This is a genomic window from Spirosoma agri (assembly GCF_010747415.1).
GTDB classification, from domain to species: domain Bacteria; phylum Bacteroidota; class Bacteroidia; order Cytophagales; family Spirosomataceae; genus Spirosoma; species Spirosoma agri.
The window spans coordinates 693,184-718,583 of sequence record NZ_JAAGNZ010000001.1 but is presented as its reverse complement, the minus strand read 5'-3'; the positions used below and the strand labels follow the sequence as shown (position 1 = coordinate 718,583).

The 25,400-nt window shown below is 52.9% G+C and carries 20 protein-coding genes; 13 read left to right on the top strand and 7 right to left on the bottom strand.

Going from position 1 to position 25,400, the window contains the following annotated elements; all coding sequences use genetic code 11:
• Nucleotides 1-47: 47 nt before the first annotated feature.
• The 3 genes from GK091_RS03020 to GK091_RS03010 all read right to left on the bottom strand — a co-directional run bounded on the left by GK091_RS03020 (nt 48) and on the right by GK091_RS03010 (nt 4,097).
• Nucleotides 48-1,010, bottom strand: a complete 963-nt coding sequence (locus GK091_RS03020; protein ID WP_164035136.1) for a sugar phosphate isomerase/epimerase family protein — start codon at nt 1,008-1,010, stop codon at nt 48-50.
• A gap of 99 nt (nt 1,011-1,109) precedes the next feature.
• The gene (locus tag GK091_RS03015; RefSeq protein WP_164035135.1) at nt 1,110-2,804 is read right to left on the bottom strand and encodes a hypothetical protein; all 1,695 of its coding nucleotides are present in this window, start codon (nt 2,802-2,804) and stop codon (nt 1,110-1,112) included.
• Between the two features lie 42 nt (nt 2,805-2,846).
• Complete coding sequence (locus GK091_RS03010; protein ID WP_170312622.1) at nt 2,847-4,097, bottom strand: hypothetical protein; 1,251 nt, start codon at nt 4,095-4,097, stop codon at nt 2,847-2,849.
• Between the two features lie 267 nt (nt 4,098-4,364).
• On the opposite strand from GK091_RS03010, the gene GK091_RS03005 reads away from it, so the two are divergent.
• From GK091_RS03005 to GK091_RS02990, 4 genes are all read left to right on the top strand, one after another.
• Nucleotides 4,365-4,985 (top strand): hypothetical protein, encoded by a 621-nt coding sequence (locus GK091_RS03005; protein WP_164035134.1) that lies wholly within the window; start codon nt 4,365-4,367, stop codon nt 4,983-4,985.
• Between the two features lie 82 nt (nt 4,986-5,067).
• Nucleotides 5,068-6,225 (top strand): helix-turn-helix domain-containing protein, encoded by a 1,158-nt coding sequence (locus GK091_RS03000; RefSeq protein ID WP_164035133.1) that lies wholly within the window; start codon nt 5,068-5,070, stop codon nt 6,223-6,225.
• 50 nt (nt 6,226-6,275) lie between these two features.
• Nucleotides 6,276-7,796 carry a S41 family peptidase gene (locus GK091_RS02995; protein WP_164035132.1) on the top strand — a complete coding sequence of 507 codons (1,521 nt, stop codon included), beginning with the start codon at nt 6,276-6,278 and terminating at the stop codon, nt 7,794-7,796.
• A gap of 73 nt (nt 7,797-7,869) precedes the next feature.
• Nucleotides 7,870-8,610 (top strand): endonuclease V, encoded by a 741-nt coding sequence (locus tag GK091_RS02990; protein WP_164035131.1) that lies wholly within the window; start codon nt 7,870-7,872, stop codon nt 8,608-8,610.
• Between the two features lie 69 nt (nt 8,611-8,679).
• On the opposite strand, the gene cydB is transcribed toward GK091_RS02990, so the two are convergent.
• Nucleotides 8,680-9,714, bottom strand: coding sequence for a cytochrome d ubiquinol oxidase subunit II (gene cydB / locus GK091_RS02985; RefSeq protein WP_164035130.1), 1,035 nt, complete (start codon nt 9,712-9,714; stop codon nt 8,680-8,682).
• A 95-nt stretch (nt 9,715-9,809) separates the two neighbouring features.
• On the bottom strand, nt 9,810-11,183 hold the full coding sequence (locus tag GK091_RS02980) for a cytochrome ubiquinol oxidase subunit I (RefSeq protein ID WP_164035129.1): 1,374 nt from the start codon (nt 11,181-11,183) through the stop codon (nt 9,810-9,812).
• 215 nt (nt 11,184-11,398) lie between these two features.
• On the opposite strand from GK091_RS02980, the gene GK091_RS02975 reads away from it, so the two are divergent.
• On the top strand, nt 11,399-13,441 hold the full coding sequence (locus GK091_RS02975; RefSeq protein ID WP_246202130.1) for a hypothetical protein: 2,043 nt from the start codon (nt 11,399-11,401) through the stop codon (nt 13,439-13,441).
• 113 nt (nt 13,442-13,554) lie between these two features.
• Complete coding sequence (locus GK091_RS02970) at nt 13,555-13,902, top strand: winged helix-turn-helix domain-containing protein (protein ID WP_164035128.1); 348 nt, start codon at nt 13,555-13,557, stop codon at nt 13,900-13,902.
• 97 nt (nt 13,903-13,999) lie between these two features.
• On the opposite strand, the gene GK091_RS02965 is transcribed toward GK091_RS02970, so the two are convergent.
• The gene (locus tag GK091_RS02965) at nt 14,000-15,355 is read right to left on the bottom strand and encodes a PQQ-dependent sugar dehydrogenase (protein ID WP_164035127.1); all 1,356 of its coding nucleotides are present in this window, start codon (nt 15,353-15,355) and stop codon (nt 14,000-14,002) included.
• A gap of 99 nt (nt 15,356-15,454) precedes the next feature.
• Here GK091_RS02965 and GK091_RS02960 point away from each other — a divergent pair, with 99 nt between their 5' ends.
• From GK091_RS02960 to GK091_RS02950, 3 genes are all read left to right on the top strand, one after another.
• A complete protein-coding gene (locus GK091_RS02960; RefSeq protein ID WP_164035126.1) occupies nt 15,455-15,796 on the top strand; it encodes a tRNA-binding protein in 342 nt (113 codons plus the stop codon).
• A 231-nt stretch (nt 15,797-16,027) separates the two neighbouring features.
• Nucleotides 16,028-16,555 carry a hypothetical protein gene (locus GK091_RS02955; RefSeq protein ID WP_164035125.1) on the top strand — a complete coding sequence of 176 codons (528 nt, stop codon included), beginning with the start codon at nt 16,028-16,030 and terminating at the stop codon, nt 16,553-16,555.
• Nucleotides 16,556-16,627: 72 nt separating this feature from the next.
• On the top strand, nt 16,628-17,956 hold the full coding sequence (locus GK091_RS02950) for an adenylate/guanylate cyclase domain-containing protein (RefSeq protein ID WP_164035124.1): 1,329 nt from the start codon (nt 16,628-16,630) through the stop codon (nt 17,954-17,956).
• Between the two features lie 14 nt (nt 17,957-17,970).
• Here GK091_RS02950 and GK091_RS02945 read toward each other — a convergent pair whose 3' ends face one another.
• Nucleotides 17,971-21,612, bottom strand: a complete 3,642-nt coding sequence (locus tag GK091_RS02945) for a BamA/TamA family outer membrane protein (protein ID WP_164035123.1) — start codon at nt 21,610-21,612, stop codon at nt 17,971-17,973.
• 202 nt (nt 21,613-21,814) lie between these two features.
• On the opposite strand from GK091_RS02945, the gene GK091_RS02940 reads away from it, so the two are divergent.
• The 4 genes from GK091_RS02940 to GK091_RS02925 all read left to right on the top strand — a co-directional run bounded on the left by GK091_RS02940 (nt 21,815) and on the right by GK091_RS02925 (nt 25,399).
• Nucleotides 21,815-23,092 (top strand): Pycsar system effector family protein, encoded by a 1,278-nt coding sequence (locus GK091_RS02940; protein ID WP_164035122.1) that lies wholly within the window; start codon nt 21,815-21,817, stop codon nt 23,090-23,092.
• Between the two features lie 133 nt (nt 23,093-23,225).
• The gene (locus GK091_RS02935; protein WP_164035121.1) at nt 23,226-24,626 is read left to right on the top strand and encodes a M28 family peptidase; all 1,401 of its coding nucleotides are present in this window, start codon (nt 23,226-23,228) and stop codon (nt 24,624-24,626) included.
• A 129-nt stretch (nt 24,627-24,755) separates the two neighbouring features.
• Nucleotides 24,756-24,992 carry a hypothetical protein gene (locus GK091_RS02930; RefSeq protein ID WP_164035120.1) on the top strand — a complete coding sequence of 79 codons (237 nt, stop codon included), beginning with the start codon at nt 24,756-24,758 and terminating at the stop codon, nt 24,990-24,992.
• Nucleotides 24,989-25,399: a putative toxin-antitoxin system toxin component, PIN family gene (locus tag GK091_RS02925; protein ID WP_164035119.1), complete on the top strand. Its 411-nt coding sequence runs from the start codon at nt 24,989-24,991 to the stop codon at nt 25,397-25,399. Before GK091_RS02930 ends, GK091_RS02925 begins: the two co-directional genes overlap by 4 nt.
• Nucleotide 25,400 lies beyond the last annotated feature (1 nt).

Below are 25,400 nucleotides of genomic sequence, written 5' to 3'. Positions count from 1 at the left end.
GACCAAAGAAGCCCCGATTGGCATATCGGGGCTTCTTTGGTCGTTCTCTATACCCCAGCGATCATCTTTTTCATCTTCTCCATCGACGTTTTGGCAACCGTCAGTGCGTCCTGCGCATAGTAGTTTTTGTTGAAAACTTCCAGTGACAGCACGATGGATTTATTGGGGTCTTTGATCCGTTTCAGCGTCTCCTGGATAGGTGCAACGCCATCGCCGGGATACACCCGATCAGCATCGCCAATGGCCTGACGCGTTAGGTTAGCCGGGTAGTCATTAACGTGAAACACCTCGATCGCGGGTTTTCCGATCAGCGGAAGGCTGTCGATGCTCGACCCTCCTTTGAACATGTGATAAATATCGAGCAGTAGTCGTGCGGATGGGTGGCCACTTTCGACGGCAACATACATCACATCGCTCAACTTGGTCAGGTTTTTTGCGAAACCCCACATTTCCAGCTGGGGCACCACTCCGGTCTGATCACCTACTTCCAGAATCGCGCGGTATCGTTCAGCGGCTTTTCGTAGGTCGATGACAGGCGCATCCGGAGCCTGTGCGCCAACCGATGGCGTTGCCACTCGCTTGCAGCCGATCTGAGCCAGCAGTTCCATTTCGCGTTTGAGCTGATCGACACCTTTGGCCCGAACCGCTTCATCATCGACAATCCAAGGCGCAAAGCCGATGGCATTCTCAACGCGAATGGTCAGATCAGCCAGTCGCTTGCGCAAATCTGCCGTGGTTCCGCCTGATTTGAGGTATTCCTGGAGTGAGTCGATCCATATTTCAACGGATTTGAACCCAGCTTTCGAGGCCGTTTCTAACTCCTTTACCAACCCAAGCTTGTGGCCCCGAATGGTGCTCATATTCAGGCAGAGGATGAACGGTGGCGGGGTGGCCAGAGGAGCCAACGACGGTTCAGCCGGTTGCGGAGCTGCCGAAGCAGGTAGAAAAGACGCACCGGCGGCAGTAGTCAGCGTCGCCATTAGTTGGCGACGAGTCACGGAGTGAGGCATAAGCAGTAAGTGTATCACGGACTTCAGTCCGTTCCTGTCTAGAAAACGGACTGAAGTCCGCGATACACTTAAAAACAAAAGATGATCTTATCCTACTGTCTACAGCAGCGGTTCGTTTACTTGTGTATCGAAAACGCCCGTCAGCACACGGCCATTTCGTTTCACCTGAATCCACATCCGGTAGTGACCGGCGCGGGGAAACGCATACGGAAATTCGACCATGTTGTTGGTCTTCATACCGTGATTCATGGTCGGCATACTCGCCATCAGCAACTTGTTCTTTTCAGCTTCGGGCAGCGTTTTCAAGGTGGCGATGTACGTATCGATACTATCCCGAAATTTGACCGCATCGGGATAATGGAACGTTCGGGCTGTGTCGGCAATCCGGCCTACCATCGACCGTTCAGCCGCCATTGAATAGGTGCCAACCGGGTGGAGGTGGATGTACACCGATCCGTCCGAGCGCAATATAGCAGCATGACCACCCATACCGAGGTACGGTTCCAGCGTCACCGCTTTCCCCTGCGCATCAGCAACGGCGAATTTTAGCGTGTATAATTTCCCGGCTTCCAACACTTGGCTTTTCTTATCCATCCAGATCATCGTAGATCCATCTTCCAGCTTAGTGCTGGCACCGGGTTTACCACAAACAACCATATCGTTGTCCAGATGCGGCACGTTCACCGCGTTGGGTTTTACACCCATCGGTTCGGTCACATGCCAGCTATCGTCGGGATCGGATGGTTTGGCGGCAGTAGCTGCATCCGCACCAATTTTAGGGGATGGTATCTCGACGGTATCGGTCAGCGTTTCGGCAAAACCACTGCGGTAAACCACATCGGCGTAGAGCAGGTATTTGCCACCCGGCAGCGGGGGCAGTGCCGCATCGTAGTGAAGGGTATCGCGTCGGTTCGGGTGCAGGTGGGCGAACGCGTCCAGACCCGGCATGCGGACCATAAAGGCGTGCATTAGCTTCCCGTGGTCAGGCAACACGTAACTCAGCGTCCGCCGAAGACGCCCGTTTTCTCCGGACATTGCCGTATCAAGTCGAATTGTCAACTGGCGCTGCGCGTTGGCAACCGTCACCGACGTATGAATGGGCAGGGGCTTGTACAGCTGTTCGCTTCGGTACGCTTCGGCAGTGTTGTTCCACCACGACCGCCAGCCGACCGAAATGAACACCAGAACCACCAGCCCAACGCCCATACCGATCAACCGCCGACGCCGGAGCGCGGGTAGAATCGGTTGGCTCGGTGCCACCATGCCATCGGCATTACTGGCCCCGAGAATTGTGATTAGCATAATCGTCAGCAGCAGACCCATAGCAGCCAGCCCCCAACCCGTTCCGGCGGGCATATCACGCAAAGCCGTAGCGACCGCCACAACGGGCACCACAACCTGCTGTTTTCCATCCGGTCCATCAATCGTCAATTCGATGCTTGATGAACCTGAATTCATCAGCCAGAGATCGGCTTCGTAGCTATTGTTACCGACGGACTTCAGGTCATCGAATGCTGGCGCACCTTTATCGCCCGACCGAAAATAGATAGGTCGTGCGCCCAGGCTGCTAACCCGTCCCTGCTCGACAAATACCGTTACTTTGGCCGTTCCGGGAACCACGTCGGGTGGGTTTACCTGAATCAGTAACTGGTACTTACCGGCCTGTTTCTGAACAATTACGCCCGCACTACCCACATGGGCGGTTACGCTGAGCGAATACGTTATGAACAGCATGAGCGAATAGACGAACAGCAATCGACTCACCCAACTCTTCTTTTTACACGTTATAGTCATTTATCTGTGTCCTAGTTACGGTGGTAAACCAACTCATTTAGGCTATCTAGCTACCCGCTTCATCCAGTTACCCCAATACAGACCGACACGGGCCGAGAGTGTGGCATAGAGCAGCGCCTTTCCATAATTTTTCAGAAAAACAGGGGTCGATTGCGTGAGCCAGGGCGGGAACGCATAGCGGAACTCCCAGTCAGGAGAACCGTCATAGCCCATGCTATACGAGAGAAAAACGCCATTACGCGCATACGGCGATGTCACCAGGAATTCACCGAACGGCCATTGAACAGCCAGTAGAATGAGCATGAACACAACGGCATATAGTCCGGCCAGTAGCCAGTCATTCAACTTTCGTTTCCCATCCTTCGGCGCATCAAATCGTTGCATGAGCCAGTCGATCGCCAGTGCTGGTATCACCAGTAACAAGGGAAACATGAAAGGCTGATAATGCGTAATATCATTCGAAACAGGACCCAGTCTGGGGGTTGCCGGGAAGTTTTGCAGAACCCAGCTTGGCACCAGCATACCAATCATGTAGATACTGGAAATGATGGTGATTGGCCAGCGGAGCAGCGAAGCCCGGCCCACCGCCAGCAAGTAGAACGGAAAGATAATAGCGGCTGTCGCGTAATAGCCGGAGTAATGCGATTCGTGCTTACCCATCGACTCAGAAAGCAGCGTGTAGAGCATCATCAGCAGAAATCCGGCCGACAGCGCAAACAACCATTTCAGCCGGGAAGCGCGTCCGTTGCTGTGGCTATCCGGCGTTACGGTCTGGTATCGTAACTGATTCTGCAACGCCAGCACGCCAACCAGCGCCCCAAACTGCACGGTCATAATGCCAATGGCCAGCACCGTATGCGGTGGGGTCAGAATCTGCACATCGAGTCCGTAGGTGTTGTGCCACCAATCGTCGAAGGGAGCCGAGGTCAACATGGCCAGCGCCCCCCACACGCTGAACATAGCACCGAGTGGTCCATAGAAAACACCCCAGAACGGAACTGCCTGAGCCCGACCCGGATCGTTTTTGGTCAGGGTTAATTTCAGAATCTGGTAAGCAGAAAACAATCCTGACACGATCGCACCGATGTAGATGACGACGTGCGGTGGTGCCAGCAGGCCGTCGCGTCCTATGCTCATGTGCCACATAATGTCCCAGAGCAGGCCCAGCACGACGCAAAAAGAAGAGAAAATAACGGCGTAGATGTAGACTGGTATGCCTAATCGCCAGCCCGCTACCCGACTGGTTGACGATTCATGCACCGACTGAAAAGAGGACGGGAGTGCGGAATTCATAAACTTAATGTTTACTTAAACTTATCCAATAAGGTATAAAAATACGAAAAAGTTGCGTTGTTCCCCTAAAAATAGTCCAACTTCGCAAAACTTTCGTCTTGTCTAGAAGGCTTTTACTTAATCACTTATAATCAAATTTGAAAAAGCGAATTTTTCAGCGCTATCCTTCTTTATACTTACCCCACAGCTTCACACTGAGCGAGCGGGATATATATTCGGTCAATAATAACGTTATTTGTACTTTAAATACATTCCTCTTCCATCATTATGCTTCGTTTTGATTCATCGGTGCGACCATCGGCAATGGCAGCCAAAACGCTTATTGTTGGCCTTTGCCTGTTCATGAGCGCCTGCGTACCCGATTTTCTGTTGTCAAATCCGGACTGGGTAGTCATTGAGGAAGGCGAACATGAACCCATGCCGAAACGTAAAGTGGGTCTTTTGATCAGTCCGGGACAGATAACCGCCGAAGTGACGTTCGATAGCAGCTGCGTATACGATATTGGCGCGATAGATGCCGACGATTGGAATAAAGTAATTGGACTTGGTTTTGTTGGTTCCAAAGATCAGCCGCTGGACGGCGTTCCTCCGCACCAGATCGATGGCGCGCGGGTCGGCTGGCGGTATAATACCAAAACCAAACGTATCGATCTGGGGGCTTACGCGTACATTGCAGGAAAACGGGTTGACTTCAAAGTAGCCGAAACGGCCATCAACCAACCCACCCGGCTGACCATAAAAATCGACTACGATCGAAAAGTATACCAGATTTTGGGCGGCACACCGATTCCCTTTACGCACGACAAATCGTTTGCTTACGCCACCGGGCTTTACTTTGGCGGTAGCCAGCCCGCACCGCACCGGATTCGGGTAAAAATCGTCGATTAACGTAGTACGGGTAGACCCTGCTAGTTGCCGGATAAGACGCTACAGATATGATCGCGGGTTCCCACCCACGCTACAGTGCGGCATGACAATCGCTCCCTTCGACCTTATTTTACTGCTGGGTGCTCTGCAAGGGTTCATTGTAGCCACGTTGCTATGGGTTAATCCGAACGGGAATCGATTGGCAAGTCGCTTGCTGGCTTCGCTCATTGGTTTACTGGCCCTAATGAGTTTTTCGGTCGGTATACCCGTAGCAAACCGGCTCGTCAGACTGTTCATCGACCTGACCCCGCTGATCATGGCGATGCCAATCGGACCGCTGATCTTCTTTTACACACGCTCGGTTCTTGACCCATCTTTCCGCATCGGCCCGCGCGAACGACGCCATTTCTATCCAGTTGTGCTGGACTGGGGATCACCAATTATTTGTTGGGTATTCATTACGGGTATGCTGCTTGGGTTCTTTCCGCAACAGCAGGGACCAGCGTGGGGGCGTGTAATGAATGAATACAACACCTACATCGACATTCCCCGCTGGCTTTCCTGCTCGACGTATTTGCTGTTGACTGGACGAGTTCTTCGTAGCCAGCCGTTGCCAACGAACGCCATCACCGACGAGCAACAAGCTACTTTGCGCTGGCTTCGACAACTCGTTCGGGCATTTTTCTTGTTTCAAGCGATCTGGCTGGTGCATCTGGTGCCGTACATCATACCCGCCTTTCGGGAGCCGTTATTAGATCGCTTTGGCTGGTATCCAATCTATATTCCCATTGCGGTGCTGATCTACTGGATCGGCATCAGGGGCTACCTGCATACCCGAGCGGTCACCGCAACGCGTCAGTCTGCCCGATCAGTCAATTCAGAAATCCCCGAAGAAACCGGTAAACACGTGCTAGCCGCCCTGACGAAGGCCATGGAAACAGACCGTCTTTTCCTTGATCAGGAATTAACGGTCGAGAAACTAGGGCAACACACGCAGGTAAACGCCAGGCTCATTTCTGCCGTTCTGAATCAGCACGCTCGTAAAAATTTCAACAGCTTCGTCAATGAGTACCGAGTTAGCGAAGTGAAGCATCGATTGACCGATCCGGCCTACGACCATCTGACCCTAACGGGCATTGCTTTCGAGAGCGGTTTCAACTCCCAGGCTACCTTCCAGCGAACCTTCAAGCAGCTAACCGGCCTATCGCCGGGCGAATACCAGGCGCAACAGAAGAAAAAGGCTGCTCAAATCCGGATTTGAGCAGATCCGCTCGTTGATTTCAGCCTTTTTTGGGCAAAAATCAACAAGTTATGAGCGCCCTGTACCGTATTCTCTTTTTCCTTCTTCCCTGCTCCCTACACGCCCAATCGGTCCGTGATTCATTGCAGACCACCGTGCTGCAACCCGCCGACATGCAGGCTGACTTCCGTTATTTCCGCCGGTTGCTGGAAGAAACTCACCCCGGCCTGTATCGCTACACCCCCAAAGTGGCTATGCAGGCTAAACTGGATAGTATCGACGGTACCCTGACAAAACCGATGCCGTTCTATTCCTTCTACGGGACGATTGAAGCCCTCATTGCTGACATTCGCTGTGCGCATACCCACGCGTTTCCGACGAAAGAGTGGCGACAGGGTTTCGATACGTGGAAAACGTTTCCGCTGTTCATGTTGCCTCTCCAGAACCGTTCGTACGTTCTGTTCAATGGGACTACCAACCCGATTATAAGACCGGGCTTTGAGCTATTGCGCATCAATGGGCGGGATATGGCCAGCATCCAACAGATCCTGTATCGCTATCACTGGGCTGATGGCTACATCCAGACCTCAAAGCAGGCAAGTATGAAAGGCGCGCTTTTTGCCCTATTCTACTACTGGTTTATTGACCGACCGGATACATTTCAGCTATCGTTCAGAACGCTGACCGGTGATACGATTCAGGTCGATGTGCCAGCCCAGCCTTTTCCTACGTCGCTGAAAGGCTACAGAAAGAATCCCGTTAACAAACAAATGATCGGATGGTATTACCAGAAAAAGGAACAGAAGCATCCCTGGCGGCTCTTGTTTCCGAAAGACGTTACCCAAACGGCTTACCTGCGGATTGATGGCTTCAGTGGCGAAGGCGCTACCAGCAACGAAACCGCCGTGGCCCGGTTCCGGGCGTTTATGGACAAGTGTATGGCGGAGATCGGGAACCGAAAAGCCCGTAACCTAATCGTTGATCTCCGGGACAATCCGGGCGGCTGGGATAGCCAGGGGATCGAGTTGCTCACGTACCTGATGAAGTCGGATTCCGCTGTTGCCTATTACGCCCGGCAGCACAGTATCACAGACAGCACCGATTTCATCCGGTTTTCGGATTTGTCGGAGGCCGATCGATCAAACATCAAAAACGAACTGATTCCCGAACCTGACGGGACGTTTACGCTCAGGCAAGGTGATAGCGGTCGGGGTCCCAAACGGTACACACCCAAACCAAACCGGTTCCGGGGACAGGTCTACATCCTCATGAACGGGCAAAGTGCGTCGACCGCTTCCGAGTTTTTAGCCCTTGCGCACGCCAACAACGTGGGTCTGTTTATCGGGGAAGAGTCCGGTGGTGCTTACGAAGGGGGTAATGGCGGCAGTTTTATTACGCTGGAACTACCTCACTCCAAGATTCAAGTGGGTACGCCACTCGTCTACTACGACACGGCTGTCGGCCAAACAGCCACCAGAGGGCGCGGAACCCGGCCCGATTATACGGTCCCGATCAGACTGGAGAATATCCTTGAGCATACCGACGACCAACTGGATTTTGTGAAGAAACTAATCAGCGAGCCGCGCAGATGAAGCGCACAGGCGAAACGGGTTCATAACTGTTGTTTGCGAACGGGTGTTACCTACCAACAACCCTATCCGGCATATGGCTCACTACCTACAATTACACGACTGGAACGTTTCGCCCGCTGAGGCTGTCGCGCTGCAAAAACAGTTGCGTTCGCAGATTCGGATCGGGCCGATAGCGACTCCGCCCAAGACGATTGCGGGCTGCGATATTTCGTTCAACAAGTTTGAGGAAACGGTCTACGCGGGGATTGTCGTGCTAAACCTGGAAACACTCGAAACCATTGAAGAAGCCGGGGTGATCAGCACGGCTCCGTTCCCATACATTCCCGGTCTGCTGTCGTTTCGGGAAATCCCGTCGCTGTTAGAAGCCTGGTCCAAATTAAAGACCGAACCGGATGTGGTGATGTTCGACGGACATGGTACGGCTCACCCGCGCCGAATCGGAATTGCTTCCCACGCGGGTTTATTCTTGAATCGTCCGACGTTCGGTTGTGGCAAATCGGTACTGGTCGGAAAATACGAAGAACCCGCTCCTGAACGGGGCTCGTGGTCGCCCATGCTGCATTACGGCGATGTGGTCGGCGCGGCCCTGCGAACTAAAAATAAAGTCAATCCGGTTTATGTCTCACCCGGTCATTTGATCGATCTGGAGACCGCAATTGCACTTACGCTAGCCTGCGACGGTGGCCGCCGTGGAGTCGGCCCCCATGGAATCGCCCCCCGTGGAGTCGGGTATCGGATTCCCGAGCCAACACGCCGAACGCATAATCTGGTGAATGCCCTGCGCAAGGGCGAACGACCAGATTTGACGACTTAAGAACTGAAGGGTACTCGATACGCCCTATCTCCAAGATATGGCGTATCGAGTACCCTTCGGCCAAAAAAATCAATAACTGTGCTCTTCCAGCTTCACTTTACCGCGAAACGTCCAGAACATGAAGATGGTGTAGGTTGCCACCAGCGGCATGCCAATAAACGCAATGAGCAGCATGGTCCGCAGCGAACCCTCCGAGGAAGCCGCCTGGTAAATACTGATATGGCCTCTCGGGTCAATATTCGACAGCACCAGATTGGGGTACAAACCCATCGCAAACAGGATCAGGAGCAACGCCGTGGTGACGGCCGACGAAACGAAACCACGCTGGTATTGCCGTTTTTCGATGCTTCGCCGGATATTCAGCACGATCAATACGGCGGCAACGGGCAGCACGAATAAGGCAGGGTGATCTTTGAAAATAGCCGTCATGTGCGGCACGTAAATCAGCGTTGCCAGCGACGTAGCCATAAAACAAAGGATGAAAAACTTGCTGGTGTTATTAGCGATGATCGTCAGGCGGGTAAAAATCCGGTCTTCGGTTTTCATGATCAGATACATGGCACCGTGCATCATAAACAGTGACAGAACGGTAACGGCAATCAGCAAGGCATAGGGGTTGAAAAAGTCGCGCAGCCGGCCCACAAACTCGTGATTGGCGTTCAAGGGAATCCCCTGAATGAGATTACCCAGAATCAGACCCAGCAGCAGCGAAATGGTAATGCTGGACAAACAGAAACTCACATCCCACATCTTCCGCCACCACTTCATTTCCTCTTTACTCCGAAATTCGATCGAGATTGCCCGAAAGATAATGGCGACCAGAAATAGCATAAATGGCAGATAAAATACCGACAAAATCGTGCCGTACACGAACGGAAAAGCCGCGAATAATGATCCGGCACCAATTACTAGCCAGACCTCGTTGCCATCCCAAACCGGGCCAATGGCGTTGAGCGCAATCCGGCGGCTTTCTTCTTTCCGGAAAAATAAGTGTACCGCGCCCGCCCCCAGATCGAAACCATCCAGAATGCCGTAGCCGCTAATGAGCGCGCCAATCAGCAGAAACCACCACGTAGGCAAATCAATACCAAGAACCGTATCCATAGAGCGAATGAGTGAAAGGGCGAAAGAGTGATTGAGCCAGTTAGCGATCGTCCCCGCGGACAAATTCGCCCTTTCGCTCATTCACCTCTCGCTCATTAATTTAGTACCGGATTCATGCGGGACGATGGTTCTTCCTGATCGGAGTCCATCACGTCGGGACCGTGTTGAATTTTCTTGTTCAACAGGTACAAAAACAGGGCAAACAGCATCACATACACAAGCGTGAACAAAATGAGCGACGCCAGGACGTGCTCCGCTTTGACGGCTTGCGACAGGGCATCGGAGGTGCGGAGCAACCCGTAGACAACCCACGGCTGGCGACCCACCTCCGCCGTATACCAACCCACCTGATTGGCGATCTGCGGTAAGAGCACCGCGAAAACGAATACGCTCATCAGCCAGCGCGTTTCGAACAGCTTTTTCTTGTAGAGCAGATACAAACTGAACAAGGTCAGCGCGATCAGCGTCATGCCAATGGCGACCATCAGGTGATAGGTCTGGAACACGAAATTGACCGCCGTGGGGCGATTTTCGGCTTTGATACTGTTCAGTCCGGGAATGGGCGCGTTAAAATCCTGATGTACCAGAAACGACAGGCCACCGGGAATTTTCAGCCCCATCGTCTTCTGCTCGCTCGCGTTGACCCACCCCATCAGGTACATATCCGCCGGAGCCGATTTCTTGAAATGCCCTTCCATGGCGGCCAGTTTCGCCGGTTGGTATTTCGTGACGACCTCCGCCGATTGATGCCCCGTGAACAACTGCCCCAGCGACGATACAGCCGCTACCCAGAGCGCAATCCTGAAAGCCGCCCGTGAATGAACGACGTATTGTTTTTTGAGAATGTACCACGCGCTGACGCTCAGCACGAGAAACGACCCCGCCAGCAGCGCACCGATCAATACGTGCGAGTATCGTTCGATGGACGACGGATTGAACACCATCGCCCAGAAATCGGTCACGATGGCACGGGCCTGCATTCCTGTTCCTTCGATCCGATAACCCGACGGTGTTTGCTGCCACGAGTTGGCCACAACGATCCAGAGGGCCGAAAAAATGGAACCCAGCGCGACCAGAACGGTCGCCAGAAAATGGACACGCGGGCTAACCTTATTCCAGCCGAACAGCAGAATACCCAGGAAAGCCGATTCCAGCGCGAACGCAAAAATACCCTCAGCAGCCAGGGCAGAACCGAAAATATCACCAACGTAGCGCGAATACGTAGCCCAGTTGGTGCCAAACTCGAACTCCATAACGATACCCGTAGCTACGCCAATGCCGAAAATAAGCGCAAAAATCCGGACCCAGAATCGGGTCAGTTCTTCGTAAATCTTGTCTTTTGTTTTGAGATACAGCCCTTCCATCACCACCAGGCAAACGCCTAGACCAATGCTCAGGGGCGGGTAGATGTAGTGAAACGCGATGGTGAAGGCAAACTGAATTCGGGAGAGTAATTCGACATTGTCCATAACCGGAGCGATAGTCGGGACGGGTCGCCGAGGTCGCAGACAAACGATGCGATAAGGGGCGAACAAGGCGAGGAAACTATCGCCCGAAAGGTACGACCGGAACGCACACACCGAACGTTTTTACCCGAGTTTTTCCCTAAAAATAGACGACGTTTTCGTCGCCGGTAAACCAGAAAAGCTTACATTCAATAAATTGATGTATCAATCCAATTCTCGTGCCATCCGCCGGACCTCACTCGTTTCAGCAGCAAGTTAGAAATTACATTGTTGCGTTCTACCAGACACAACGTAACGCGTTTGTCGTCATCATTACCTTACTCCTTTCGTTCTACATTTTAACGGTTCCCGACCAGGCCGCCGATATGATCAACGCCGTAATAGACGACGGTGTCTTCAGTCGGCTGTTCCAGTATATTCTGCTCAGTACGTTCGTCTGGAGCTGGATCGTGTATGGCAGCACCCGCATGATTCTGCATATTTCACCGGTTGGATTACGGCTCAATGAGGAGTCTGAGGTGCTGCTGCGGTGGCTGCCCAAACTGGGGGGCATTATTCCGGCGCTGATTCTGGCGTATGCTTTCTGGGCATCCAATCGCTGGCAGCCGTATCTTCTCCTGCTGGAAAGTGGGCTGATGCCATTCCTGTTTCTTTGGGTCGAACGGCGGGTAGCGGTATTCAGGTTACCGGAACACTGGCGGTTTTCGGACCGCTACACGAGCTTCAAACAGGATGTGCGCGAACTTTGGCGACACCCTCTTGGCCGGTTAGTCGTTTCGGCGGGATTACTGCTAACGGCTTTTCTGATCGCTCTATTGAGCCTCCCGGTCGAGTGGGAAATTGCGCGACGACTGCGCCCCACGGCCATTATCATTTTCGGCATTTCGATGTATACCTTCTGGGGAAGTCTGGTGGTGTATTTCAACGATTACCGCTATCGTCCGTTGGTTCTGTTTGTCTTTGTCTACCTCATTGTCGTCAGCGCATTCAATGACAATACAGCCGTGCGTCGGGCCACCGATTTGTCCGTGCCGCCAATCACGCAACGCCCAACCGTCGAAGCGCACTTTACTAAGTGGGTAGCCGCCCGTCGGCGGGAAGAAGGCGACACTATTCCGCTCGTGCTTGTAGCGGCAGAAGGTGGTGGCATTCGTGCGCTGAACTGGACGGCGGAGACGCTGATCCGGCTCGATTCCATCATTCCCGGTTTCAGCCGCCATGTGTACGCGCTCAGTGGCGTATCGGGCGGGGGTGTTGGAACGGTTTTTTACACAGCCTTTCTGCGCGATGTGGCCGAACGCAACCGCATCCGTCAGTTTGAGCAGTTCAGGAACGTAATTCGGGACGATTATTTGTCGGCGGTATCGTCGGCGTTGTTGTTTCCGGAGTCCATTCAGCGTTTTGTCCCGTTCCCGCTTCCGGCGCTCGAACGGGCCAAATGGCTCGAAGATTCCTGGGCGGGTTCCTACCACGACAATCTTGGTCTACAGACGCTTGACTCATCGCTGACGCAGCTCTACCAGACGCGTGATGGCTATAATTACAACCTCCCGTCGCTGTTACTGAACGGAACCCTTGCCGAATCGGGACAGAAGGTGATTACGTCGAATCTGCAACTGGATGCCCGTTATTTCAAGAACGTCGTGTCAACGCTGGATGTGTTAGGCTCAGATGTACCACTCAAGACAGCCGCGTCGTTGTGTAGTCGTTTTCCGGTGGTGACCAACGGTGGCCTGATCCAGAAAGACACGGTTGTAGGCAACAACAGCAAACAGCGCTACGGCGGGCACGTGGTCGATGGCGGTTATTTCGACAACTCCGGCGTTGAAACCTGCATCCAGCTTCTGAACAACCTTGTGCCTTTCATCCGACGGCTGGACACGGCGGATCGCGTGACCGTTATTCCGTACATTCTCTTCGTTCAGAACAGCAATACCATTGGCAAGCTACCGCAGAAACGGTCCGTTTTGCAGGAGGTGCAGATTCCGCTGCTGGCTTTTTTCAATGCCTGGGATAATGGGTCAAGTACGCGCGACAATATGTTCAACTCCTTCATGGACCGGTTTGCCAATCCCAAAACAAATTACCTGACCCTCCGGCTGGCCTACAACGCCAAGTATCCGCTGGGCTGGTTCATGTCCGATAGTGTTGCCCGTAGTATCAGCCAGCAGGCCAAAGACTCCATCAGCCTGAAAAACCGAGAGCTCGTTCGTCTGAAAGGAGCCTTCAGCCGCTTGGGTGTACAGCGATCAGTGAAGTAATCTTGTGGTTTCGGGTGGTTGATTCATACGCCGTATTTTCGAAATACGACGTATGAATCAACCACCCGAAACCACGCTTGTCGTACATTCGCCCCGGAACAACTTTTTCTGGCATGAACCTTCGCATCAATGGGCGCATCTGGCTCGAAACAGTCTCAGCCGACGGAGCAGAACGTTTTATGGGCATCGGACGACTCGAATTGCTCGGCCACATTCAGCAAACCGGCTCCATCAATCAAGCGGCCAAGGCCATGAACATGTCCTACAAACGCGCCTGGGAGATGGTCCATTCGATGAACACGCTAGCCAAAACTCCCCTGGTAACAACGCAGACCGGCGGAGAAAAAGGCGGGGGCACCATCATTACGGCCGAAGGCGAAAAATACCTGACTTTTTACCGGACTCTGCACGAGCGGTTCCAACAATTTATGGCCGCTGAATTAGCTAACCTTCCCACTTGAGCGTTGGTTGCGCAAAAGCACCGTTGCGGCTATAAATACAAAATCCCCGCATCGAACAGTATAGTTCGATGCGGGGATTTTGGCAATAAACTGCTTTCTATTTTTTCGCGTACATCACGCGCCATACTTTACCCTTCACCGAATCGGTAATATACAGCGATCCATCGGGTCCCTGTGCCAGCCCAACCGGACGAGCCTTCGCATCGCCGGGACTGGCGAGGTCAAGTTTACCCGCGTTTACGTCGGTACCGGGTTTGCCAAGTTCCGCTACGCCCGCGAAATTTTCCGCGAACACCTCGTACTTACCCGACGGACGACCATCTTTTCCAAACGGAATAAAGGCAACGAAATAGCCGCCCTGTTTCAGCGGAGCCCGGTTCCAGGAACCGTGAAAACATACGAACGCACCGTTTTTGTACCGGGCAGGAAATTGAGTACCGGTATAGAACAGTAAATCATTCGGTGCCCAGTGGGCCGGGAAGGCCATGATTGGTTTGTCCTTACCCGCACAACGATCTATTTTGGTGCCGTCGCCACCGTATTCCGGAGCCAGAAATTTCTGATTTTTCGAGTGATCATTGTAGCAGTATGGCCAGCCAAAATCGGAGCCTTCTTTCACCATCAGAAACTCTTCGGATGGCAACTCAGCGCTCATTTCATCGGTAAACACACCGCCCCAGTTGTTGAGATTATCGCGACCGTGCTGGAGCGCATACAGCGAGTTCGTTGCCGTATTCCAGTCGAGGGCCACCGCATTCCGGATGCCGGTTGCGTACCGCTTCCCGTCGGCTTTGTGCTGATTGAGTTTATTAGCGTCGAACTGCCAGATGCCGCCGTATTCTTCCAGGATTGGGCAGGGGTCCATGCCTTTCGATCCTTTCTGACGATCTTTTTCCTGACATGCGTTCGATGGTGCGCCGAAGTTCACGAACAGCTTACCATCGGGGCTGATGGCGAGTGATTTACTGGCATGCTGACGCTGGAGCGTTAAACCCGAAATAATGGGTTCGGCAGGCGACGTCTCCATTACTTTCCCATTGGTCAATTTGTAGCGATAAACCGACGTGTCCGAAGAAGCATACAGGTAGCCGTTGTAGATCGTCATGCCCGTTCCGGTATTGTTGCCGAACATAACGGTCTGATCGGCCCGACCGTCGCCATTCGTGTCGTTCAGCTCAACGATCCCTTTGCCATCATTGAGTTTTTCCAGCTTCACGAATACCGTACCAGCCTGATCAACAGCGACATGGCGAGCTTTCCCCAGATTATCGGCAAAGACCAGCGCTTTGAAGCCATTGACCAGTTTAAGGCCGCCATTGTCGGGATCAGGTGCCGGGAGCGAACTACGGGTAGGGGTCGATTTTGCTTTGACGGATTTGGCAGGTGGCCCCATGTGTCGCCCGGCAAGCGCAACGGTTGCGGTCATGGCCAGCAACAGTACTGTTGATTTCATAATGTGATGAGTGATTGAGGACGTGTTGTCGTGTGCTTAACGATGCGTCGCTCACAAAAGTTTTTGGCGTTCATAGCGGCTGGATGATTAATTTGCGCCATGAGCAACGAACCGCTTACCTGGGCTGATTTTGAGAAGGTTGAGATCCGGACAGGCACCGTGCTATCAGCCGAATCGTTTCCGGAAGCCCGCAAGCCAGCCTATAAACTGACGATCGACTTCGGCGATTCTGGTGTTAAGCGCACATCGGCCCAACTGACCAAACAATACAAACCGGCTGAGCTGGTGGGAATGCAGGTCGTGGCTGTCGTTAATTTTCCGCCCAAACAAATCGCGACGTTCATGAGCGAATGCCTGGTTTTGGGAGCCGTTGCCGACGATGGTTCCGTCACGCTGCTTCAACCCGAACGCCCTACCGACAACGGGCTGCGTATCGGTTGACAAGGCCATAAACCAAGCAAACGTCCATTCCGTTGTAGTCATCGGGACGCTATCCATCCAACAGCCATATAAACCGCAATTGTAGAAGCGACTGAAACCCTACGAATGCGGAACTACTTTGCGCTACCCGATGATTACTGGCATTTATGACCGTGCTGCGTACTATCGACAGTAGAACCGACCGTAAAAAAAATCATTATCGCTTCGGCGCCCTGTTTTCGTTTCATCTTTATGAAGACCCATTTACTGACCGTTTTACTTGTTCTCTCCTCAATCGCCGTCACATTTGCCCAGCGCACGGACGATACGTCGCATTATCGATCCGTTCCAATCCCGGCGCATCTGTTACCGATCGAACACACGGCGGCCTCCTCCTTTGGTGCCGTTTATTTCTATGGCGGCAAACGGCTTTCCTCCCCCTACGCGCTCGAAGTTCCTTTTTTTGAACTCAACGACCCGATGGTCAACCATCATTTCCGCGCCTTCAGGACACTGACCAGCATTAGTCGGTTAACGTCACTGGCGACGCTGGCATACGTTATCTTCAACAAAAACGGTCGAAACAGCACTTACTGGATTGTCTATGGTTCATCGATTGGGGCCTCGCTTACGCTGGCCATCATTGGCAACGGACACGTCAATAAGGCCGTTACACGCTACAATGAACTGCTTCGGCAACCACGCGTGGGCATGTCCATTGCCCCCATACCGCTGACGGGCAAACAGGCGATCGGCGTTGGCATTGCGTATAAATTCTGAAAGGAGAATCAACAGGAATCAATCCTGAACGCGCTCTGTTTAAGCTGAACGAATCATCCTCTTTACTATGAAATGACTTTTCCGTTTCGCGCAGCGCAGCAACCGCCTATAGCGTCTTACTTTCAGGAACATTTTTCGGATGAAAGCCTGAAACGGGAAGCGCAGCGAGCGGGTGTGTTGTCGGCGCTGTTTTTATTTACTATCGTCGTGCTGGCCCTTTTACAGCCTTTTCTGCGCGACGATAACCTGATTTATCTGCCGGGTCCTATCATGCGTACGGTAGCGCCGTACCTGGTGGGCATGAGCATCTATGAGCTGGGTATCCGGCGGTTGTTCCGGCAACAGCTGGATCGTCATCAGGATTTACCTACGTTCTTCAAGTATGCCAACGCCACCTTCGAGATTACCTCGATAACCTTTATACTGCTTCTCGTATCGCGGCATCTGGGCGATTCGCTTCTCGTACTCAACAGCCCGCTGGCTTTTACGTACCTGTTTTTCATTATTCTCTCGACGCTTCGGCTTAACGTCTGGCTGTCAGTCTATACGGGATGTATTGCCGGAGCGGAGTTTATTGGCGTTTACTTTCTGATCGAACAGCCCAGCCTTGTCGAACCCTACCGGGAGATCGACATGTTCGTGCATTTGCCCCTGATGTTCATTGCAAAAGGAGGCTTACTAATGATGGCGGGACTGGCATCGGGCTATGTGTCGCGGCAAATCCGGCAAAGTATCGCCGACACGATTCGCGCGACCGAAACCGAGCAGCAAGCCGTTGCGCTATTCGGTCAGCAGGTTTCTCCCGAAATTGCCCGCGCGGTACTCGAGCAAAAAGGAAAATACCAGAGCCATCGGATGCGGGTCGCGGTCATGTTTCTGGACATTCGCGATTTCACCAAATACGCCAGCCACGAAACGCCCGAAGACGTGATGGTCTACCAGAATACCTTCTTCGGAATTATTATTCGCATCGTGGAGCAGTACGGCGGTGTTGTCAATCAGTTTCTGGGCGATGGCTGTATGATCACATTTGGCGCACCGGTCGAAGTGATAAACCCCGCCGAGGTTGCGGTCGAAGCGGGCTTTACGATCCTAAAAGAAATCCGAAAAGCGGTCAACGATGAGCAAATGATTCCAACCACGATCGGCATCGGCATTCATCTTGGCGACGCGGTGGTGGGCAATATCGGCACCGAAACCCGGCAGCAATACTCGGTTACGGGCAATGTTGTTATTCTGGCAGCCCGCATCGAGCAATTAAACAAGCCGTTTAAGACGCAGTTTCTGGTTTCGCGGGAAGTCTATGATTCCCTGACGGAGCCCCCCGTAACCGCCCGCGCCCTGGGACCAACTCTCATCAAAGGCGTTGATGAAGAAATTGACCTGTACCAGTTGTTTTGACTTCCCTCGTTCTCTCAAAAGAAGAAGCCAACCCGCAACATGGGGATGCGATCTTCGCGGGAGACGGCGTATAGTACTGAAATAACGGCGGTGTTGTAGGGCGATAACCAGAGTCCTCCGCCGTAGCCATGATGCCAGACGGTCGACTTTTCGTTATCGACCCACACCCGCCCGACATCGTTGAACGCCAGAATACCCGCATATGCCGGAAACAGATAGGTCTTGATCGTGAACAGGCGCATTCGCAGATCCAGGTTGTGGTAGAATGCGTTTTCTCCCGCAAAACGCGTACGTCGGAAGCCGCGTAGATTCGTTAACCCCCCAAGGGTGCTGGCCTGAAAAAATTCATAGGTATCATTCAGGTTCAGACTGGTTCCTACGCGCGTGGCAATTGTCAGAATAGCCGGTAGCCGAATGCTGGCGTAAAACGAAAGCTCTGATTGCAGCTGTGAAAACGACTTCGATTGCTCGTTCAGCCCCCGGTAGGCGGTCAGGGCTGTCCGCCAGTGCAGCCCGCGTGTAGTCAGCAGCACGTTATCGCGCGTATCGACGGTGAAACCCGCTTTCAGACCCCCGTAGAGGAACGACTCAAACAAGTGTTTCCCATCGGGAATGCGCTGGGCATAGTCCGTAATAAACTTCTGCTGCCCTTCTTCCAGTTCGACCCGCTCAACAGCGGGACCGTAGAAAAAAGTAGCTTTCCCGACTCGGTGTTGTAAAAGCGCGTTCAAGCCCCAGTTCTCGAACCGCACCCGGTAATAATTGACGCCCAGTTCTTTGTTGAATACGGTCTCATTACCAATTCCGAAGAAATTCTGGACAAAGTTGGGGGCTTTTATATCGGCATTGACGACCAGGTCGGCCTTCCCTACCAGGTCGGTAAAGGTGCCGTCGTAGTGGAAGTTAAACGCGTTGGTCGCGAAGGCATGGCTGGCTATGATGCGGTGCTGTTGGGCAAACGTTTCTTTTCGGAAGCCCTGCGTCCGGCGTAGAATACCACCACCCAGAAAAAGGCCATCGTCGGGATTCGCCTGTATCGTAACCAGCGGCATCGTGAGGTTGTAGCGAAACGCCATCCGATCGTAGGTGTTCACGGCTTTGTCATCGGATAGGCGACTCCGCGTTTCAGAACTGCTCGTAATAGTCGTATTCTTACGCAGGTCATATACCCACGTTTTCCGCGACAGTCCCTGAACCGATGAACTATCCGTTATTACGTCCTCACCTTTGCCCCCAATAATCCGGATCAGACTACCATCCGAAGCCGATCCGTGAAGCACGAACCGATCGTCGCCCCCCTGTCCATACAACCGAATTTCGTCCGTTTCTTTCGAATCGAATAGCCGTCGGTATAGCTGCTGCGTCGCCTGTTTGTCTTTATTGAGCTTGTAAACGACCACATCCGTTTTGCCATCGGGCCGCCGGACCAGATCGAAAAGTTCATCTTTATCACTGCCTACTACGTCGACGGCCTTGGCCAGAAAACGGTATTGCTCGTCGGTATAGCGCGGTAGATCGGCGCGACGCTGGCGTAGTTTGGCGGCTATCGTTTCGGCGGTGAGTCGGCGCGATGGTTCGGGTAACTGACGCAACGCATCATCGATAACCTGATCAGTCAGAACCTTCTGAAGAGAATCGGCCACGGCCAGCCAGTCGGCGCGGCTAGGCTCGGTCAGAAACGAGCGGTCGAAAAATCGGGCGTTCGTATTAAAGCCGGGCACATACCGAATCGTATAATCGAATCCCTGAATTTTCGGCATCAACCAGCGTCGGCTCACGATGCGGGGCAAGACGCCTTCATTAACGAAAAAAGCCTGGTCGCGGTCGCGTGGTACGGGCTTGAACACCAAGCCTTTCCCCGATTTGAAACTCGCCCACCGCCATTGATCATCGTGACGGTCCCAGTCGCCAATCAGCATATCGAACAGCCGCGCCCGCAACACTGCCTGTTGATCGACCCGGTTGTCATTGTCGTCCTGTAATTTATCAACCAGTTTGGGCGTACTGTACAGCTTTGTCGTGTTGCCGAACAGACCCGTTCCTTTGTAGTCACCATCGGGCCGTTCTTCAATGAGCATCAGCGTGTTGGCGAATAGATGTTGGTAATCGCGCAGCGTCGAATCGTCGGGCGTGACCACCACGTTCGGGTTGGCATGGTAAACACCGGCAGCCTCGGCCAGGGGAGCTACGGCCAGTGCCGCAAACGGATGCGAGGCTGAAATCTGATCCTGTACGATATCTTTCGCCAAACCACTTCGGAGTTCAGCCGGAATCGCCTTTTCCGGAAATTTCTCGATCGAACGGATTGCGAATTCGTGCTTTTTCCGGTCAACCAGCCGCAACGACAGCGTTTGCATCCCTCCCCCGCGCTCCGTAGCCACCAACCCTTCTTTCCGCAAATTCAGCACAGGAACCGTCAGTGGGCTCGTCCAGACATCGCGATAATTCCTACCGAAAAAGAACCGTTTGCCCGCTCCGGCGGCATACCCGGCACCCGGCACGACCCGTACACTGTCCGGCTGTTTCTGAATGCGTCCGGTCCTGTTCGGAGCCGCGTCGGGGTGGAGCTGAATAACGGTTTGGTAGAGTAATTCGCCAGTTACCTTCTGCTCACTGGGCGCAAAAAATGAAATGGTCATCTGGTTATCACGCCCCAGATCGAGCCGGGCAAACCCTCGCTTTTCGGCCGCGAACAGTGACTCCCTGGGCTTGCCAACCGACTCGTGTTTGGAACCACTGCCGCTGGTCAGGTAATTCAGGCTATCGCGCCGAATCAACTGCATGTTGTGATCATGCCCGTTGGTGTAGATCAGGTTTCGGTATTTTTTGAAGACGGCCACCATGCCATTGCGTAGTTCCCGATAGACAGGATTTGGCAGGTCCTGCAAGCTCCCGAATACCGATCGATAAACGGGATAGATCGACCCAAGGACGGGTAGCGGCACGTACAGCCACTTACGAATGTTGGTCAGCGGAAACAGGTGGTCTTTTAGCGTATAATGTCCGCCGTGCTCCCCATGACTGTACATCGGGTGGTGCCCGGCAACGACCACTTGCCGATGCCGGTTTCGGTAGAGAATATCATCGAGTTGGGTCAGAAATTCCGGTAGGGTCTTCGCGCCACAATCGGAATCGGCACCCGGCTTATCCCACGGATGCAACCAATATTGGGTATCCATCAACACCAGCGTGAGCGAATCGGACAATCGTACTTCTACCGGACCCGGACACCCATCGTTTGGGTAAAACACATCATCACGCCCCATGTATTGCCGGACGAATGCCTGCTGGTTTTTAATCCGCTGCCACCCTTCTTTTCCGCTTTTGTCCCAGTCGTGGTTACCCGGAATGGCAAAAATTCGGCCACCAAATGCCGCCTTCATGTCGAGCTGTTCGCGGATACGTCGTTCAGCATCAGCGCGATCCGGATGATCGGCGTCGGGCATACCAAACTGATAGATATTATCACCCAGCAAAATCAGCGAACTGTTCGGACCAGCATTTTGTAGCTGAGCCCGAAGCGTGTTCAGTATAGGATCACGACCATCGGGCGTAGGTGCTCCGGCATCGCCGAGTAAAAAGAGGCTGTACGTTGTTTGTGCCCAAACGGGTGTTCCGATGGTCAACAGCGAAATCAATATGTAAAAAAACTTCATGCAGCGAGGAAATTTGTCTGCTCCATAACTATAATCGTCGAATCCAAGTGCGATTTCGATCCAATTAGTCAACCAATTTTTGGAACAACCGGGTGCTGGTCAGGCCGATACAGCTGAGCAAAATTAACCGAGCACCGGTAACGGAATCCGTGTTTTATTGGTTACTTTGGTGCTTACCGGCAAGTATAGTCAAACAAACCGTATGATCGCTCAGGAAACCACGCTGCTTCATCAAACCCGTGTTTACGCTGAAACGTTGCTCAAGCAGCTTGCATTAGAGTACACCTACCATAACCTGAGCCATACGCAGGCCGTCGTATCGTTTGCCACCGAGATTGCCGATCAGGAGGGCTTATCGGATACGGATCGCGAAACGGTATTGATTGCCGCCTGGCTACACGACACGGGCTACATTAATGGCTGTGATAACCACGAAGATAACAGCGTCGATCACGCCCGTCCTTTTTTGAGGGAGCACGGCATGCCGTCCAAGCGCATCGAGGCCGTCGTGGCCTGCATCGAAGCCACGAAGATGCCGCAATCGCCGAAGGGAAACCCCCTGGCCGAGATCCTTTGCGACGCCGATTTAGGGCATTTGTCGACACCCGATTTTCTGGAACGCAGCGAGCAATTGCGGCAGGAGCTAAAACGGACGGGTACGAAGATCAGCAAGAAAAAATGGCGCAAAAAAACGGCGGGCTTTCTGGAAAACCACCAGTACTTCAGCCACTACGGCAAAACCGTGCTGGCTCCCCGTCAGGCGGCCAATCTGGACATTCTTCGCCAGCAGATTGCCAACGACGGTGATGATAGCGACGACGAAATAAAGGCTGAACAGAAGGAGAAATTCACCAAAGACGCTAAAAAAGACAAGCCAGAAAACCAGGCCGAACGCCTGGATCACCTGCTCGACCCACCAACCGCCGAAGCCTCGCCTAAAGCAAAGAAACAGGAGCGCGGTCGCGGTGTCGAGACGATGTTTCGGCTAACGTCGCAGAATCACTTCCAGCTGAGTGCCATGGCCGATACCAAAGCCAATATCATGATTTCGATCAATACCATCGTTATTTCGCTGGTGTTGAGCATTCTGATCCGAAAACTGGAGGACTGGCCCGCGCTGACGATCCCGACCATTATGTTCACCATCACGAGCGTAGTCGCTACCGTACTGGCCGTGCTGGCTACTCGCCCGAACGTGACGAACGGTGTATTTAGCCGAGAAGACATTGAAAACAAGACCGCCAACCTGCTCTTTTTCGGTAACTTCTACCGGATGGACCTCCCGGATTATGAATGGGGCATGCGCCGGATGATGGATGATTCGGATTTTCTGTATTCGAGCATGATCCGCGACATCTACTTTCTGGGCAAAGTGCTGGGCAAAAAATACAAACTCCTGCGCTGGTCGTATTCGGTGTTTATGTTCGGCCTGATCGTATCCGTACTGGCGTTCGGTGTTGCCGCCTACATGAGCCGCTAGCCATCAACACTATTCATTTATTTCGGATAATTGTCATTTATCCGCTTATTAATTGGCAATTTCCCCTCATAGAAGCGCAAACTAGGCTGGTTTGCGCTTTTTTGTTAGCTTCGCCCACTCAATCATAAAACTCATGCGAATAAAGTCGATCCCTCCTCTTTTCCTCCTATCCGTTCTTTCTTCTCCCCTAATACAGGCCCAGTCCATCATAAATCGTGATCCACAAATTGCTGATCTGGTCAGTCAGGTGTCGGCCGATAGTCTGCGGGCACACGTCAACGGTCTGGTCAGTTTCGGTACGCGTCATACCCTCAGCGTTCCGGCCAACGCCACCGATCAACCAGCAAAAAAAGGACTCGGGGCCGCCCGTCAATGGATTCTGGGCAAATTCAATCAATACGCCAAACAGTCGGGTGGCCGGTTGACCGCTACACTCGATACCTGGACGCTGCAGCCCGATGGCCGACGCGTTGACAAGCCCGCGAACATGGGCAACGTGATGGCAACGCTCAAAGGCACCGACCCCACCGACGACCGCATTTTTATTGTTCAGGGCCACATGGACAGCCGCGTCACGAACGTCATGAACCGCGAATCTGATGCGCCGGGTGCTAATGACGACGGATCGGGTACGGCTGCGGTGATCGAGCTTTGCCGTGTAATGAGCAAAGCATCGTTTCCGGCCACGGTTATTTTCGTTACGCTGACGGGCGAAGAACAGGGGCTACTCGGGGCCGAACACCTGTCGGAGCGGGCCATCAAGGAGAAATGGAACGTAGAGGGTGTCCTCAATAACGACATTATGGGTAGCAACAACAGCAGCGGGTCCGCGCCGGGCGATCTTCGCATCATAGACAATACGCGGCTTCGGGTATTCAGTGAAGGACTGCCCGGAAACTTGCTGAAGGATACAACGGGTCGCATTGGGCAAATCCGGCAGTTTGGCAACGAAAACGACGGCAAAGCCCGCACCCTGGCCCGCTACCTGAAAGAAGTGGGCGAACGCTACGTCGAGAATCTGGAAGTAGTCCTGGTGTATCGCAACGACCGTTACCTGCGCGGTGGTGATCACACGCCCTACGTGCAGCGGGGCATTGCCGCCGTTCGCCTGACGGAGATGAACGAAAATTACGAACACCAGCACCAGGACCTGCGAACGGAGAACGGCATTGAGTACGGCGACTACCCGAAGTTTATGGACTTCGACTACCTCCGCAAAAATACGGCGGTCAATCTGGCCACGCTCGCCAACCTCGCCAAATCGCCGACCGTACCCCAAAAAGTGACGGTTGATGTTCGCAACCTGACAAACTCAACGGCTCTGTACTGGCAGGCACCTCAGTCCAACAAGGTGAAAGGCTATTATGTGCTGATGCGCGAAACGTACTGGCCCTTCTGGCAAAAGAAATTCTTTACGACCAAGCTTGGTATGACCCTGCCCTACTCGAAAGACAACTATTACTTCGCCGTGCAGTCGGTTAGTGACGATGGCAACGAAAGCTTACCGGTATTGCCCGTACCTAATCTGCGATAACGTATTGCAAGACAGTTGTGGGTTTCTGGCTCACAATCGGCGGGCTAAACCTACCAAAGCGGCCTGTTTACCCACTTGTCTTGCCCCCGGTTATTTGTTAGCTTTGGAAACGTAAGCACTGCACGTAATATGGAAACGCTCACTATAGAAATTAAGACAGCCAAGGCCCGAAAGCTTATCGACGACCTGATTGACCTGGGCATTATCTCCCTAAAAGTGGATCAACCCGCCTGGGTAGATCTGTGGAACAAAGCCGATAGCCAATTGCCTCAAACCGAACCCGGCATCACGGAGGATGAAATAATGACCGAAATCAAGGCGCATCGGCTCGAAAAGCAACTTGGGCAACCAACTGATCCAGCATGAAAATTGTGGTCGATACCAACGATTTTATCAGTGCATTGATCGGCAAAAAACACCGCGATAAATTAAAAATCGTTTTGGAAAACCCCACTATTGAGCTGTTTGCTGACGCCAGTCTGTTGGCTGAACTTTCGGAAGTGGCTCATCGGGATAAATTCCGAAAGTACGTCACTGCCGACGAAATTGCTCTTTTTCTGAAAGCGATTCAGGCACGACTTACCCTGATTGAGCCTACCACTGTCGTTACAGACAGCCCTGATCCCGATGATAATTACCTTCTGTCATTAGCGATCGACGCGCAGGCGGAATACCTTATCACCGGCAATAAAATTGATTTGCTCGCGCTCAGTCCATATCGAGGTATTCAAATCATACGCTTACAGGTGTTTTTAGATCGTATATCGCAGTAGC

Excerpts from the sequence above, each read along its gene's own strand:
- GK091_RS02980 (WP_164035129.1), bottom strand. The coding sequence starts at position 11,183 with ATGGACAATGTCGAATTACTCTCCCGAATTCAGTTTGCCTTCACCATC.
- GK091_RS03000 (WP_164035133.1), top strand. The coding sequence starts at position 5,068 with ATGACAATCGCTCCCTTCGACCTTATTTTACTGCTGGGTGCTCTGCAA.
- GK091_RS02995 (WP_164035132.1), top strand. The coding sequence starts at position 6,276 with ATGAGCGCCCTGTACCGTATTCTCTTTTTCCTTCTTCCCTGCTCCCTA.
- GK091_RS02945 (WP_164035123.1), bottom strand. The coding sequence starts at position 21,612 with ATGAAGTTTTTTTACATATTGATTTCGCTGTTGACCATCGGAACACCC.
- GK091_RS02970 (WP_164035128.1), top strand. The coding sequence starts at position 13,555 with ATGAACCTTCGCATCAATGGGCGCATCTGGCTCGAAACAGTCTCAGCC.
- GK091_RS02990 (WP_164035131.1), top strand. The coding sequence starts at position 7,870 with ATGGCTCACTACCTACAATTACACGACTGGAACGTTTCGCCCGCTGAG.
- GK091_RS03005 (WP_164035134.1), top strand. The coding sequence starts at position 4,365 with ATGCTTCGTTTTGATTCATCGGTGCGACCATCGGCAATGGCAGCCAAA.
- GK091_RS02925 (WP_164035119.1), top strand. The coding sequence starts at position 24,989 with ATGAAAATTGTGGTCGATACCAACGATTTTATCAGTGCATTGATCGGC.
- GK091_RS02965 (WP_164035127.1), bottom strand. The coding sequence starts at position 15,355 with ATGAAATCAACAGTACTGTTGCTGGCCATGACCGCAACCGTTGCGCTT.
- GK091_RS03015 (WP_164035135.1), bottom strand. The coding sequence starts at position 2,804 with ATGACTATAACGTGTAAAAAGAAGAGTTGGGTGAGTCGATTGCTGTTC.
- GK091_RS02955 (WP_164035125.1), top strand. The coding sequence starts at position 16,028 with ATGAAGACCCATTTACTGACCGTTTTACTTGTTCTCTCCTCAATCGCC.
- cydB (WP_164035130.1), bottom strand. The coding sequence starts at position 9,714 with ATGGATACGGTTCTTGGTATTGATTTGCCTACGTGGTGGTTTCTGCTG.
- GK091_RS03010 (WP_170312622.1), bottom strand. The coding sequence starts at position 4,097 with ATGAATTCCGCACTCCCGTCCTCTTTTCAGTCGGTGCATGAATCGTCA.
- GK091_RS02950 (WP_164035124.1), top strand. The coding sequence starts at position 16,628 with ATGACTTTTCCGTTTCGCGCAGCGCAGCAACCGCCTATAGCGTCTTAC.
- GK091_RS02960 (WP_164035126.1), top strand. The coding sequence starts at position 15,455 with ATGAGCAACGAACCGCTTACCTGGGCTGATTTTGAGAAGGTTGAGATC.
- GK091_RS02940 (WP_164035122.1), top strand. The coding sequence starts at position 21,815 with ATGATCGCTCAGGAAACCACGCTGCTTCATCAAACCCGTGTTTACGCT.
- GK091_RS03020 (WP_164035136.1), bottom strand. The coding sequence starts at position 1,010 with ATGCCTCACTCCGTGACTCGTCGCCAACTAATGGCGACGCTGACTACT.
- GK091_RS02935 (WP_164035121.1), top strand. The coding sequence starts at position 23,226 with ATGCGAATAAAGTCGATCCCTCCTCTTTTCCTCCTATCCGTTCTTTCT.
- GK091_RS02930 (WP_164035120.1), top strand. The coding sequence starts at position 24,756 with ATGGAAACGCTCACTATAGAAATTAAGACAGCCAAGGCCCGAAAGCTT.